The sequence below is a fragment of the Synoicihabitans lomoniglobus genome, assembly GCF_029023725.1.
GTDB lineage: Bacteria > Verrucomicrobiota > Verrucomicrobiia > Opitutales > Opitutaceae > Actomonas > Actomonas lomonigloba.
The window spans coordinates 2,612,842-2,626,282 of sequence record NZ_CP119075.1; the positions used below are offsets into that span (position 1 = coordinate 2,612,842).

Below are 13,441 nucleotides of genomic sequence, written 5' to 3' on the forward strand. Positions count from 1 at the left end.
GTGCCAACTCCCGGCCACCTTACCTTATACATTGGTGTAAAACGAGATATATCTTTTCGCGATAATCTCGCCTCCCATTCGGCACGGAATTCCGCGCCGGGCGCGGCAATCCGTCCCCGCGAGAGGATTCCCGGCTAGGCACTAATTTTTAAACTCATTACCTATGAGTCTTTTGCGTTCTCCTCAAATCGAGTTGGCACAGCCGGTGCGAATACCGAGGCCAATCCCAAAGCCGCCTCAACCAAGCGGCCGGGAAACAACTCAAACCATCAAAATCAAACATCGTCATGTTCACGAAATCACACCCTCGCCTCCTCGTCGTCACCGCGCTGGCCGCCATCTCCGCCTTGTTCGGGCCGGGTTGCGCGTCCACCGCCGTTCGGACCGAAAGCGACCTCTCGGTCAGCCTGGCCGACTACCACACGTTCGCCTTGGCCGAACCTCACGTGCCCGCGGGCCAATCCGTTGCTCTGCATCCGGAGATCACTCCCATGTTCATTCGCCAAGTGCGTAATAGCGTCACCGGTGCGCTGACCGACCACGGATTGACTGAGGTCGATCGGGCCGACGCCGACCTCATCGTGCTCATCCACGGCGGCATCACCCAACGCGTGGACGTGCAGGAGGACCACGGGTTCTACTTCGGTCGATTCGGTCAGGCCTACGGCTGGGACCAAACGGTGGAAGTCACCGACGAGGGCACGCTCGTCATCGACCTCGCCGACCGGAAAACCAAGGAGATCGTCTGGCGCGGCTGGCGCACCGCCAACGTCAACGGCGCGCCCGACATCGAAAAGGTCCAACGCACGATCAACGCCATCGTCGCCGAGATCCCGCGTTGATTTCCATCCCCGCGTCCACCTCACCTCCACCCACCGACCTCGCTTCGTTATGACAGCATCACGGCTTCATCGCATCCTCGGCGGACTCGCCGCCTTGGCGCTCGCCGGAGCCGTCCCCGCGGACGAGGTCGGCATCGCGGTGGTCCGCGACGGCGACGCTCCCCTGCTCGAGAATCTGCTCGATCAGGTCCGCACCGAACTCGCCGGCATCACGCCGACCGACGTCACCTTCCACTGGATCGAGGACCCGGCCTTTAACGCCGTCGGGCAACCCGACCGCGTCCCCGGGACGCTGGCTCATGCGAGCGCTCATCCGGATGTCGACATCGTCGTGGCCGGCGGCTGGTGGACAATCGGCCACGCTACCCTCAACTCGACCGACGGGCCTCCCGTCGTAGCCGCGCTGCCGACTTCTGCCGACGCCGCCAACGCAGACGCGAATGTCGCGCTCATCCCCGCCGACCTACTCTTCGCCGCCGATGTGGAAGCGTTGCGCAGCCTCGCTCCGGGTCGTCGCATCGCCGCGCTCGTCCCCAGCGCCTACGCCTCAAGCCTGGCCGCGGATCTACCCGTCGAAACGGTAATTCCCTACGCCGTGACACCCACAGAGACGCTACACGCGATCGCGGCCCACCACGCCGACGCGGTCTACCTCCTGCCGGCCTTTCACTGGTCCGACGCGCAACGCGCCGCCTTTTTCTCCGGCCTCGCCGAGCGTCGCATCGCGTCGTTGGCCTTCGCCGGCGAACGCGAGGTTCGGGCCGGTGCCATGGCGGGCCGAACCGCCCAGCTCCGCACCGCCCTTGCCCGCCGCATCGCGTTCAACCTGCGCGCCGTCGCCACCGGCACCCCGGCCACCGATCTCAGCCGGGCCTTCACCCTGGAGCGCGACCGTTGGTTCATCCACGCCGAAGCCTTCCGCGCCGCCGGGCTCACGCCCACCATCGAGCTCTTTCAAAACGCGACCATCATCGGCGACCTGCAACCGGTCGGCCGCGGACCGATCCTCGATCTGCACACCGCCATCGATTTGGCCCTCGACGCCAACCTCAGCTGGCGTGTGAACGGTGAACAAACCCACCAGGCCGAGGCTCGCGCGGACCAAGCGCGGGCAAACCTCCTCCCCCAGATCAATGCCACCGCCATCCATAGTCGGCGTGATGCGGAGCAACGGGGCGTCACTCTCGGTGTGCTGCCCCGCGACCGCTCCAGCGGCGAGCTCACGTTTACCCAAACCCTGTTCTCCGACCAAGCGCTCACCGGCCTCCGCGCCGCCCGCGAACAAGCCGGCGCCGCCACCGACCTCGAAGCCGCCGCCCGACTCGATCTGATTGGCGACACCGCCACGTCCTACCTACGCTACTTGCAGGCCCGCTCGCTCCACCGCATCGCCCGCGACAATCTCACCGTCACCCGCGCCCACCTCGCCCTCGCCACCAACCGCGAATCAACCGGGATCAGCGGCCCGCAGGATCGACTGCGTTTAGAGGCCGCCGAAGCCGCCGATCAAAGCGCCCTCGCCAACGCCTACGCCTGCGAACGGCAGGCCCTCTTTGACCTCAACCGCCACCTGGGCGCCGCGCCCGCGACCGACTGGCAACCGCACGAACTCGACCTCACCAGCGAAGCGTTCGCCACGACCGTGACCGGTATCCGTCCGCTCGTGAGTGACCTCGATCAACTGCAACGGCTGGCCTCCTTCCTCGTCGCCGAGGCCCTCGACGCCTCCCCGGAACTGCGAGCCACCGAACACGCCATCGCCGCGGGCAATCTCGGAGTCCGCGAGGCGCGCCGCCGTCCCTACACACCGACGGTGGGCTTTCAGGCGTCCTACGCCCACATCTTCGACGAAACCCGACTCGGCTCGCGGCCGGGCGACGCCACCGGCAACGGCGAGTGGTCCGCCGGCCTCGCCGTCAGCTTCGAGCTCTTCTCGGGCGGCCGCCGCACCGCCACGCTGCGCGAACGCGAGTCGGCCCTGCGCACAGCCCGCTACACCCGCGACGACATCGCCCAAGGGATCGAGCTCCGCGTTCGCGCCGCGCTGCAGGACGTCGCCGCCAGCTCCGCCAATCTCAAATTCAGCGCCACCGCCGCCGACCGCGCCGAGCGCAACCTCGCCATCGTCGGCGACCACTACGCGCAGGGCACCGACTCTGTGCTCGCCCTGCTCGACGCGCAGCACGCCGCCTTCACCCAGCGCCAGAACGCCACCCTCGCCGAGCACCAATTCCTCGGTGCTCTCGTCCAACTCGAACGCGCCATCGGCCGCTTCGAGTTTCTCGAATCACCCGCCGCCAACGCCACTTGGGCCGACCGTCTGCGCGCGGTCACCTTTCCCTCTGACTAAACCTCGCCACCCGTCGTTATGAAATCACTACACGCCCTCCTGCCCGCGCTGGCCCTGCTCGCCGGCTGTGCTCCACCGCCACCCGCGGAACGTATCGTGCGCCCGGTCGAGGTCGCCACCGTGGCCGTCCCGACCCTCGGCGAGCGCCGCGTCTTCTCCGGCGTCGCCGAGAGCGACCTCGACACCCGCCTCGCGTTTCGGGTTGCCGGTGAGGTGGTCGCCCTGCCCGTGCGCGCCGGCCAGCGCCTCGCCGCCGGGGACCTCATCGCCCAACTCGATGCCACCGACTACAGCCTGCAATCCGCCCAGGCTGAAGCCGCCGTGGCCCAAGCATCGGCGCAGGCCGCCAACGCCGTCGCCGAGTTCGACCGCATCCGGAACCTGTGGGAAAACGGCAATGCCGCCGCCGCCGACTTGGAACGTGCCGAGGCCATGACCCGCTCGACTCGCGGCCAGCTCGACGCCGCCCAACGCCAACTAGACCTCGCCCGCCAGCGGGTCGCCTATTGCACCCTGCGCGCGCCGCGCGCCGGCGTCGTAGCCAGCGTGCCGGCCCGCGAAAACCAACTCGTGCAAGCGGGCCAGGTGGTCGTCGAGTTCTTCTCCGGCCCCGGCCTGCAACTCTCCATCGGTCTGCCGGAGAGCTGGGTCAACCGCGTGACGCTCGGCCTGCCCGCCCGCGTGACCTTCGACGCGCTGCCCGGCCGAGTTTTCGCCGCCACCGTCGCCGAAAAGGGCGTCATCGCCGACGCCACCTCCACCTACCCGACCAAGCTCACGTTGACCGGTCCGGCCGACGGCGTCGTCCCCGGCATGATCGGCGAAGCGGTCCTCACCTTTCCCATCCCCGCCGGCACCGCACCGGTCATCATCCCCGTCACGGCTCTCGCCGGGCGGCTGGACGATCGCTTCGTCTTCGTCATCGACGCCGATGATCGGGCCGAGCGCCGCGCCGTCGTGCCCGGCGTCTTTGCTGCAGCGGGGGTGCAAATTCTGCTCGGCCTCAAGCCGGGCGAAACCATCGCCGTCAAGGGCGCCAACCAACTCGCCGACGGCATGCCGGTCCTCCCGCGCACCGCCGCCCACCCCTGAACCTCTGTTCCCTCCCCGTCATGACCATCGCCGATTGGTGTCTACGCAACCGAGCCACGACCGGAGTCGCGGCCGCCCTGTTGATTCTCGGCGGCGTGCTCTCGTTCCAGAACCTGCCCAAGGCCGAGAACCCGGACTTCGTCATTCGCACCGCCCTCGTCATCACCCAGTATCCGGGCGCAACCTCGGCCAAGGTCGAAGCACTCGTCACCAACCCGTTGGAGGAAAAACTCCGCGAGCTGCCGCACCTGAACCTCGTCAAGACGCAGTCGATGGCCGGCGTGTCGATCATCGCCGTCGAACTGCTCGAAGCCACGCCCGCCGACGCCGTGGGCGCGACCTGGAACAAGCTGCGCGACAAAGTCGAGGCGGCCGCCCCCCATCTGCCCGACGGAGCCTGGCCGCCCGCCGTCAACGACGAGGTCGGCGACGTGTTCGGCATGGTCGTGGCGCTGACCGGGGACGACTTCTCCTTCCGCGAACGCAACGAGACCGCGCAGGCGTTGCGCGACGAACTGCTCAAGGTCGAGGGCGTCGCCAAGGTCGAACTCTACGGGGTGCAGGACGAGCGGATCTTCATCGATTTTTCCGACAACCTCTTTGCCGAGCGCAACCTCAGCCCCTTTCAAATCGCGCAGGCGTTTGACCGCGAAAACACCGTCGCTCCCAGCGGCGAGGCCCGCGTTGGCGACGAGCGCGTGCTCATCCGTTCCAGCGGCGAGTTTCAGACCCTTGACGACATCGCCAACGTGACCTTTCGCCGACCCGGTTCGACGGAGGCCATCGCGTTGCGCGACATCGCCCGCGTCTCCCGCGGCGCCGTCGACCCGCCGCGCGCGCTCGCTCGTTTCAATCAGCACGACGCCATCATCCTCGCCATCAACATGGCCCCGGGCCACGACGTGATGCGGGTCGGCGCGCGCCTCGAGACGCGGCTGGCCGAGCTGGAGGCCGACCTCTCGCTGGGCTACCAACTGGACACGGTCACGTGGGAACCGCGCTTCGTCGGCCGCAAGATTTCCGACTTCATGATCAACCTGATCGAGGCGTTCGGTTTCGTGTTCATCGTGATGCTCATCACGACCGGACTGCGCACCGGCCTCATCGCCTCGGCGCTCATCCCGCTGGCCATCCTGATGTGCTTTGCCCTCATGCCGAGCTTCGGCATCGCGTTGCACCAGATCTCCATCGCCTCGCTCATCATCGCGCTGGGCATCATGGTCGACAACGGCGTCGTCGTGAGCGAAAGCATGCTCGTTCGCCTGGCCCGGGGCGAAGATCGGCGCGCCGCCATGAACGGGGCCGTGCGTGAATTGTGGAAGCCGTTGCTCGCCGCATCCGCCACCACGATCTGGGCCTTCCTGCCCATCGCCACCTCCCAGTCCAATGTCGGTGAGTTCTGCCTCGCGCTGTTCCAAGTCATCACCATCACGCTGCTTTGCTCGTGGCTGATCTCGCTCACCATCGTGCCGCTCCTCTGCTTCCGCTTCCTCAAGGTGTCGCCAAAAAAGCAGACCTACGACGGTCCGGTCTACCGCACCTACCGCGCACTGCTGCTGTTTGGCGTGCGCCGCCGGTGGGTCTTCCTCGGCCTGTGCGTGGCGCTCACCGTCGCCGGAGCGATCGGTTTCGGCAGCGTTAAAAAACTCTTCTTCCCGCCCAACGAGCGCGAAGTAATCCTCGTCGACGTCTGGACGCCCTACGGCTCCGACGTGCGCACCACCGCCGCGGCCGCCGGCGTATTCGAGGACTGGTTACTCGCCCAGGACGGCGTGGCCCAAGTCACGACCTTCGCCGGCAACGGCGGTCCGCGCTGGAACCTCTCCCAACACGTCGAACAATCGAATCCATCCTACGCGTTCATGCTGGTCGAGGTCGCCGGCGGGCCCGCCGGCGTCGGACTCGTGCCGAAACTCGCCGCGCACGCCCAACGCCACGCGGACGCCGAGCTGCCCCAGGCGCGCTTCACCGTGAAACGGCTCGAACAAGGACCGCCCGTGGGCGCGCCCATCCAGATCCGCGTCTCGGGCGACGACATCACCACCCTCTACGCCCTGCGCGATGAAGTGGCGACGCTGATCGAATCGGTGCCCGGCACGCTGGCACCGACCGACGACTGGGGCGAGTGGCGCAAGCAGCTCGCGATCGACATCAACCAAAACGCCTTGAAGCTCGCCGACCTCACGAGCGAGGACGTGGCGCTATCCCTGCAGTTGCAGTTCAGCGGACTGCGCGTGAGCGACTTTCGCGAAGGCGACCAGCAGATCCCCATCGTGTTGCGTGCCTCCGACCGTGCCCGCGAAAACCTCGACCGCATCGAAAGCCTCCGCCTCTACTCGATGGTCACACCGCGGAACGTGCCGCTCGCCCAGGTCGCCCGCACCGAGCTGGACTTCGTGCCGTCCAACATTCGCCGACGGGACGGCAAACGCACGATGACCATCCAAGCCTACCTCGCGCCGGGGACCTTCAGCAACGAAGTGCTCGCGACCATGGCTCCCGGCATCGCGCAACTGGCGGATGAATCGCGTTTCGCCGGCTACACCATCGAAGTGGGCGGCGAGTCCGAAAAGAGCGCGGCCGCCCAAGCCTCCATCGCGGCCGGGTTCCCCCTGGCGATGGCGCTGCTGTTCCTGACCCTCGTCGCGATGTTCAACTCGGTGGTGCGGCCGATCATCATTCTCATCACCATCGTGCCCGCCCTGTTTGGCATCACCGCCGGGCTGCTTCTCACCGGGGCGTCGTTTGGGTTCATGGCCATGTTGGGCGCGCTCAGCCTCATGGGCATCATCGTGAACAACGCGATCATGATGATCGATACAACCGAGACCCTGCGAGAGCGCGGCATCGATGACGCCAACGCGATCGTGGTCGGCGGACTCTCCCGCCTGCGCCCCATTTTAACGACCGCCGCTACCACCGTCATCGGACTGCTACCGCTGTGGCTGTTCGGCGGCGAGATGTGGCGGCCGATGGCGATCGTCATCATCTTCGGTCTCCTCTTCGCGACCGTGCTCACGCTCGTGCTCTGCCCGGTGCTCTACGCCCTGTTCTTCCGCGTGTCCTTCCGTCCCTACCGCTGGAATCCAGCCATCCTGACGAATGCCGCCGACTGATTAATTCACTGCCCACGAAACACACGAAAAGACACGAAAACCTCCGAACCCTAAATCGGATTCTTGTTTCTGTTTAGGAGCGAAATCCCGAGCCACTGCTTTCGTGTTCTTTCGTGTGTTTCGTGGGCCTCCCTCTTTTTAAAAGCCACTTCGCTCTGTCATGACCACCGTCGTCAACCCTCCCACCGATCCGCGGCACCTTGGTCGGTTCTTTTACCTGCTACTGTCGATCTGCGCGATGCTGGTGCTGCTACCCATCGCCGATCAGTTCCCCAAAGGCGTGCCGCTGCTCATGTGCGGCGTGTATGCCACCATGTGGTTCGCGATCCACGCGGTCAGCGGCGACCGGCGAAAACTGCTCACCGCGATCGCCCTCGGACTACCGGTGCTGGTGCTGCAACTCTTGGCGGCATTCGTCGGCGGAGAGCTGTCACGTCGCGGGTTCATCTTCACGTGGCTGGCCATGCCACTGTTTGTCGCGTTCTGGTTTTACATCACGCTGGCCATTCTGCGCGCCTTCGTCGCCGCGGACGTGTTCACCCGGGACAAACTCTGCGGGGCGATCTGCGTGTTCCTGTTGATCGGCATCACCTGGGCGACGCTTTATCTCTGGCTGCAGCACGTCAGTCCCGGTGCGTTTTTTCTGGCCCTGCCCGGCGATCCGATTCTCGAAACGATCACGCCGACGCAGGCGATCTATTTCAGCTACCTGACCATGTCGACGATGGGCTACGGCGACATCATCCCCGGCAACGACCTCGTCCGCACGGCCGCCTACGCCCAAGCCGTAGCCGGAGTCCTGTTCCTATCCGTCTTCATCGCCAGAGTAGTCAGCCTCTACGACCGCCACCACGAATCCCACTGCACCAAAGGGTGAGCAAACGGGTCACAGCGGACCTTGGGGAAAATCACTCCTCCAAGATCTCGCAAAATTTGGTCGCCGTTTCCGACAAAGCCCACCGCTTGCGGGAGTTGGAGCCGGAGACCACATACCACAAGGCCTGACCCGTTTCGACTCCGATGGTTCCGGCCGCAGGCTTGGACATTGGATTCGATGCCGCGTATTCGCTGTCCGCCGTGCTGTTCGAGGATGGCCATGCACTGAACCACGAATGGTTGTAAACGGGACGTAACCACGAACACATAAGAGGTTCTTTTTCCCGCTGACCTTCGTCTTTCGGGGGTCCAACATAATGAGATGCTATGTTGTCCCAATTGCTTTTCCTCTGAGTTGCTACGCCGGGAAATCAGCGAGCGCGGACTGCGCCGTGCGTGCGACACTTGTGGAGCCAGTCAGCAACCGTGTGTAACCGCGGAAAGCCTTCGCAAGCAATTCAATCGCTTCATGTATGCCTACCACCCGGCTATCGTGATGGAGGCCCTGAAAATCAACGGTCCGTCCGATGTGCACAATCTCGCCGCCGTCATGCACAAGGATGGAGTGCGGGTTTTCAGCGAGTCCCTCCCGCAGGACCGCAGGAATCATTTGCTCGATGCCATCCTGGGCTTTCCGGCTGGAAAATCGTCATGGCACTGGACGTCGGCTTTGGAACCGATGCCCTCCTTGGGCTTTCATCGCCGCTGGGACGCCTTCCGCGATCGGGCTAAACACCAGCGGCGTTATTTCATATCACCGACAGCGGAGGATGACTTTGATCTTTCGTCCGAACTGAACACCAACAATGCGCATTTCATTGAGGAGGTGACCCCGGATTTCACGTTCTATCGCGCGCGTCTTCACGATGCCGCAATGGAACACCGCCGGTTGCAGTTTATCGAAGTTGAGGCTCCGCCGCCGGACGCCTGCAAGGCAGGGCGCGCGAACGCGGCGGGCATCCGAGTGCTCTACGTCGCGGATTCTGCGGACACAGCAATTGCCGAAATTCGCCCTCATATTAGCGCCGTCGTTTCGGTGGGACGATTTCGGCCACGCCAAGCGTTGCAGGTGTTCGATCTCTCGCAGCCGCCCAGCATGGCGGCCCTTGATCCGTTCAGCGACGGATTTGCTCAGGAAATGCGCACGGCCGCATTTTTTGCACAACTTAACGAGGAGTTCTCCCGGCCCATTCCGCCGTTCACCCCGGAACGCGACTATGCGCCAACGCAGATCGTCGCGGAGTTTATCGCGGAGCAGGGATATTCGGGTATCAAATACCGCAGCGCCATGCGACCGGATGGACGCAACTATGTTTTCTTCGATTGCACGGAATTGGAGACGGATGGCCTTGAATCGTTCAAGGTGGCGGAAGTCCGAGTTATCAGCACGCCCCACGACCCGGAATGGATGAGGAACTCATTGCTCGGGATTCAGGAGCGGAATGCGGAGACCAGCCAAATAGATCCCGCCGATTTCGGTCAGACCAACGGTCCTCTCCCCCAACAATCTCGCGCGTAAAGCTGACGAATGAATTCAGCATGACCGCGGAAGTATTGGATTCGCGCAAGGCAACACACGGTCAAAGGCCAGGATCGTGAAGGGGGCGGCAACGGTGTCCGGGGCGGCAAATGGGGCGGCAAATGGGGTCGGGCGGCAAATGGGGTCAGACTTTGCACATTGCACTCGCCTCCCCTTCGCCCTTCGGTCTGGATGGGTAGGTGGCAAGGAAGTTGAGACTCGAATACGAGGGCGCGTGTTACCACGTGGGGGCGAAAAATGGGGTCAGACTTTGCACATTGCACTCGCCTCCCCTTCGCACTTCGGTCTGGATGAGTAGGTGGCAAGGAAGTTGAGACTCGAATACGAGGGCGCGTGTTACCACGTGATCAATCGGGGGAACTACCGTTCCGCTATTTTCGCCACCGACGGCGCAAGACAATCGTTCCTGAAGTGCCTGGACGACGCTGCCACGAAATCGGGCTGGATCGTTCACGCTTGGTGCCTGATGTCCAACCACTACCACTTGGCGATCGAGACGCCGCGGGCCAATCTTGTCGACGGCATGCGGTGGCTGCAGGCCACCTTCGCCACGAAGTTCAATCGGTTACGCAAGGAGAACGGCCATCTATTTCAGGGCCGCTACAAGAGTTTTGTGGTGCAATCTGAAGAAGCGCTGGGGCCGTTGTGCCACTACATCCATCTCAATCCGGTGCGGGCCCATGTCATTCAGGTCAAAGAGCTGCGAACCTGGCGCGACACGAGTTTGCGCGAATTGCTGCACCCTCCTGAACGCCGGGCCTGGTATTCACCACAAGCCTCCCTGGACCATGCCGGCGGACTGCGTGACACGCCGGTCGGTCGAGGGGCGGAAATGGGGTCAGACTTTGCACATTGCACTCGCTTTTGCTTTCCCTCTCGGTCTGAATGGGGTGGAAAATGGGGTCAGGGGCGGAAAACGGGGTCAGGTAACATGAGCGGAGAAGGTCGAGTCCGTGGCAAAAATCGGACAGATCCTACCCGCCATGAACTACACTGGAATCGACTACCATAAACGTTACTCGGTGGGGTGCGGAAAACGGGGGGGGCGGAAATGGGGTCAGACTTTGCACATTGCACTCGCTTTTGCTTTCCCTCTCGGTCTGAATGGGGTGGAAAATGGGGTCAGGGGCGGAAAACGGGGTCAGGTAACATGAGCGGAGAAGGTCGAGTCCGTGGCAAAAATCGGACAGATCCTACCCGCCATGAACTACACTGGAATCGACTACCATAAACGTTACTCGGTGGGGTGCGGAAAACGGGGGTGCGGAAAACGGGGTCAGACTTTGCACATTGCACTCGCCTCCCCTTCGCCCTTCGGGCTGGATGAGTAGGTGGCAAGGAAGTTGAGACTCGAATACGAGGGCGCGTGTTACCACGTGATCAATCGGGGGAACTACCGTTCCGCCATTTTCGCCACCGAAGGCGCAAGACAATCGTTCCTGAAGTGCCTGGATGACGCTGCCACGAAATCGGGCTGGATCGTTCACGCTTGGTGCCTGATGTCCAACCACTACCACTTGGCGATCGAGACGCCGCGGGCCAATCTCGTTGACGGCATGCGGTGGCTGCAGGCCACGTTTGCCACGAAGTTCAACCGGTTGCGCAAGGAGAACGGCCATCTGTTCCAGGGCCGCTACAAGAGTTTTGTGGTGCAATCTGAAGAAGCCCTGGGGCCGTTGTGCCACTACATCCATCTCAATCCGGTGCGGACCCATGTCATTCAGGTCAAAGAGCTGCGAACCTGGCGCGACACGAGTTTGCGCGAATTGCTGCACCCTCGTGAACGCCGGGCCTGGTATTCACCGCAAGCCTCCCTGGACCATGCCGGCGGACTGCGTGACACTCCGGTCGGTCGACGTAAGTATCTGCAATATCTTGAATGGCTCGATGAGGAGGAGCCCGAGCGCAAGCGACTCAAGTTTGACGAGATGTCCCACGGATGGGCGATCGGAACCAAGGATTTCAAGAAAGCGCTCAACGAAGATCATGGTGAGCTGCAGGAAGCCGTGCGGCGCGGAGACAAGGATTTGGAGGAATGGCGGGAAGAACAGCACGCCGACACGCTGGCGGCATTGTTAAAGTGTTTAAAGAAGACGGCGACTGATATTGCCGCCGATCCGAAGGGAACGGCTTGGAAGGTGGCGATCGCGACCGAGATGAAACGACGAGGCGGAAAACGAGGCGAAAACGGGGTCAGACTTTGCACATTGAACTCGCCTCCCCTTCGCCCTTCGGTCTGGATGGGTAGGTGGCAAGGAAGTTGAGACTCGAATACGAGGGCGCGTGTTACCACGTGATCAATCGGGGGAACTACCGTTCCGCTATTTTCGCCACCGAAGGCGCAAGACAATCGTTCCTGGGGCGGAAAATGGGGTCAGACTTTGCAAATTGCACTCGCCTCCCTTTCGGGGCGGAAAATGGGGCGGAAAACGTGGTCAGACTTTGCACATTGCACTCGCTTACCCTTGCCCTCTCGGTCTGGATGGGTAGGTGGCAAGGAAGTTGAGACTCGAATACGAGGGTGCGTGTTACCACGTGATCAATCGGGGGAACTACCGTTCCGCCATTTTCGCCACCGAAGGGGCAAGACAATCGTTCCTGAAGTGCCTGGACGACGCTGCCACGAAATCGGGCTGGATCGTTCACGCTTGGTGCCTGATGTCCAACCACTACCACTTGGCGATCGAAACGCCGCGGGCCAATCTCGTTGACGGCATGCGGTGGCTGCAGGCCACGTTCGCCACGAAGTTCAACCGGTTGCGCAAGGAGAACGGCCATCTATTTCAGGGCCGCTACAAGAGTTTTGTGGTGCAATCTGAAGAAGCGCTGGGGCCGTTGTGCCACTACATCCATCTCAATCCGGTGCGGGCCCATGTCATTCAGGTCAAAGAGCTGCGAACCTGGCGCGACACGAGTTTGCGCGAATTGCTGCACCCTCGTGAACGCCGGGCCTGGTATTCACCACAAGCCTCCCTGGACCACGCCGGCGGACTGCGTGACACGCCGGTCGGTCGACGTAAGTATCTGCAATATCTTGAATGGCTCGATGAGGAGGAACCCGAGCGCAAGCGACTCAAGTTTGACGAGATGTCCCGCGGATGGGCGATCGGAACCAAGGCGTTCAAAAAAACGCTCAACGAAGATCATGGTGAGCTGCAGGAAGCCGTGCGGCGCGGAGACAAGGATTTGGACGAATGGCGAGAGGAGCAGCACGCAGACACGCTGGCGGCATTATTAAAGTGTTTAAAAAAGACGGCGACTGATATTGCCGCCGATCCGAAGGGAACGGCTTGGAAGGTGGCGATCGCGGCCGAGATGAAACGACGGACCACCGTATCGAACCCTTGGCTTTCCCGACATCTCAATATGGGCAGCCCGTTCCGGGTCAGTCGACTAGTCAACGCCTCCGATGAGGCCGGCGGAGAAACTGCCGGGCTGCGCAAGCGTTGTGCAATGTGCAAAGTCTGACCCTTTTTTGTGGCACGGGTCAGTCGACTGGTCAACGCCTCCGATGAAGCCGGCGGAGAAACTGCCAGGCTGCGCAAGCGTTGTGCAATGTGCAAAGTCTGACCCTTTTTTGTGTGTGTGCCTGACCCTTTTTTGTGTGCGGGGAACCAGATTAAGC

10 protein-coding genes are annotated in these 13,441 nt (G+C 62.8%); 9 read left to right on the forward strand and 1 reads right to left on the reverse strand.

The features are described from left to right. Positions 1-287 precede the first annotated feature (287 nt). The 5 genes from PXH66_RS10265 (at position 288) to PXH66_RS10285 (ending at position 8,277) form a co-directional block, all read left to right on the forward strand. A complete protein-coding gene (locus PXH66_RS10265; protein WP_330931500.1) occupies positions 288-842 on the forward strand; it encodes a DUF4136 domain-containing protein in 555 nt (184 codons plus the stop codon). Between the two features lie 49 nt (positions 843-891). After that, positions 892-3,192, forward strand: a complete 2,301-nt coding sequence (locus tag PXH66_RS10270; protein WP_330931501.1) for a TolC family protein — start codon at positions 892-894, stop codon at positions 3,190-3,192. Positions 3,193-3,210: 18 nt separating this feature from the next. Further along, positions 3,211-4,284 carry an efflux RND transporter periplasmic adaptor subunit gene (locus tag PXH66_RS10275; protein ID WP_330931502.1) on the forward strand — a complete coding sequence of 358 codons (1,074 nt, stop codon included), beginning with the start codon at positions 3,211-3,213 and terminating at the stop codon, positions 4,282-4,284. Between the two features lie 20 nt (positions 4,285-4,304). Further along, entirely contained in the window at positions 4,305-7,400 is a 3,096-nt protein-coding gene (locus PXH66_RS10280) for an efflux RND transporter permease subunit (protein ID WP_330931503.1), read from the forward strand. Between the two features lie 160 nt (positions 7,401-7,560). Further along, entirely contained in the window at positions 7,561-8,277 is a 717-nt protein-coding gene (locus tag PXH66_RS10285; protein ID WP_330931504.1) for a potassium channel family protein, read from the forward strand. A gap of 31 nt (positions 8,278-8,308) precedes the next feature. Here the strand turns inward: PXH66_RS10285 and PXH66_RS10290 are convergent, their stop codons facing one another. After that, positions 8,309-8,446, reverse strand: a complete 138-nt coding sequence (locus PXH66_RS10290; RefSeq protein ID WP_330931505.1) for a hypothetical protein — start codon at positions 8,444-8,446, stop codon at positions 8,309-8,311. Positions 8,447-8,805: 359 nt separating this feature from the next. Here PXH66_RS10290 and PXH66_RS10295 point away from each other — a divergent pair, with 359 nt between their 5' ends. The 4 genes from PXH66_RS10295 (at position 8,806) to PXH66_RS10310 (ending at position 13,284) form a co-directional block, all read left to right on the forward strand. Next, entirely contained in the window at positions 8,806-9,795 is a 990-nt protein-coding gene (locus tag PXH66_RS10295) for an RES family NAD+ phosphorylase (protein WP_330932349.1), read from the forward strand. A gap of 364 nt (positions 9,796-10,159) precedes the next feature. Next, on the forward strand, positions 10,160-10,828 hold the full coding sequence (locus tag PXH66_RS10300; RefSeq protein ID WP_330932376.1) for a transposase: 669 nt from the start codon (positions 10,160-10,162) through the stop codon (positions 10,826-10,828). Between the two features lie 364 nt (positions 10,829-11,192). Further along, positions 11,193-12,080: a transposase gene (locus tag PXH66_RS10305; RefSeq protein WP_330932377.1), complete on the forward strand. Its 888-nt coding sequence runs from the start codon at positions 11,193-11,195 to the stop codon at positions 12,078-12,080. Between the two features lie 271 nt (positions 12,081-12,351). Further along, positions 12,352-13,284 carry a transposase gene (locus PXH66_RS10310; RefSeq protein ID WP_330932350.1) on the forward strand — a complete coding sequence of 311 codons (933 nt, stop codon included), beginning with the start codon at positions 12,352-12,354 and terminating at the stop codon, positions 13,282-13,284. Positions 13,285-13,441 lie beyond the last annotated feature (157 nt).

Coding starts and splice junctions, on each gene's coding strand:
- PXH66_RS10285 (WP_330931504.1), top strand. CDS start 7,561: ATGACCACCGTCGTCAACCCTCCCACCGATCCGCGGCACCTTGGTCGG.
- PXH66_RS10280 (WP_330931503.1), top strand. CDS start 4,305: ATGACCATCGCCGATTGGTGTCTACGCAACCGAGCCACGACCGGAGTC.
- PXH66_RS10290 (WP_330931505.1), bottom strand. CDS start 8,446: ATGTCCAAGCCTGCGGCCGGAACCATCGGAGTCGAAACGGGTCAGGCC.
- PXH66_RS10270 (WP_330931501.1), top strand. CDS start 892: ATGACAGCATCACGGCTTCATCGCATCCTCGGCGGACTCGCCGCCTTG.
- PXH66_RS10275 (WP_330931502.1), top strand. CDS start 3,211: ATGAAATCACTACACGCCCTCCTGCCCGCGCTGGCCCTGCTCGCCGGC.
- PXH66_RS10265 (WP_330931500.1), top strand. CDS start 288: ATGTTCACGAAATCACACCCTCGCCTCCTCGTCGTCACCGCGCTGGCC.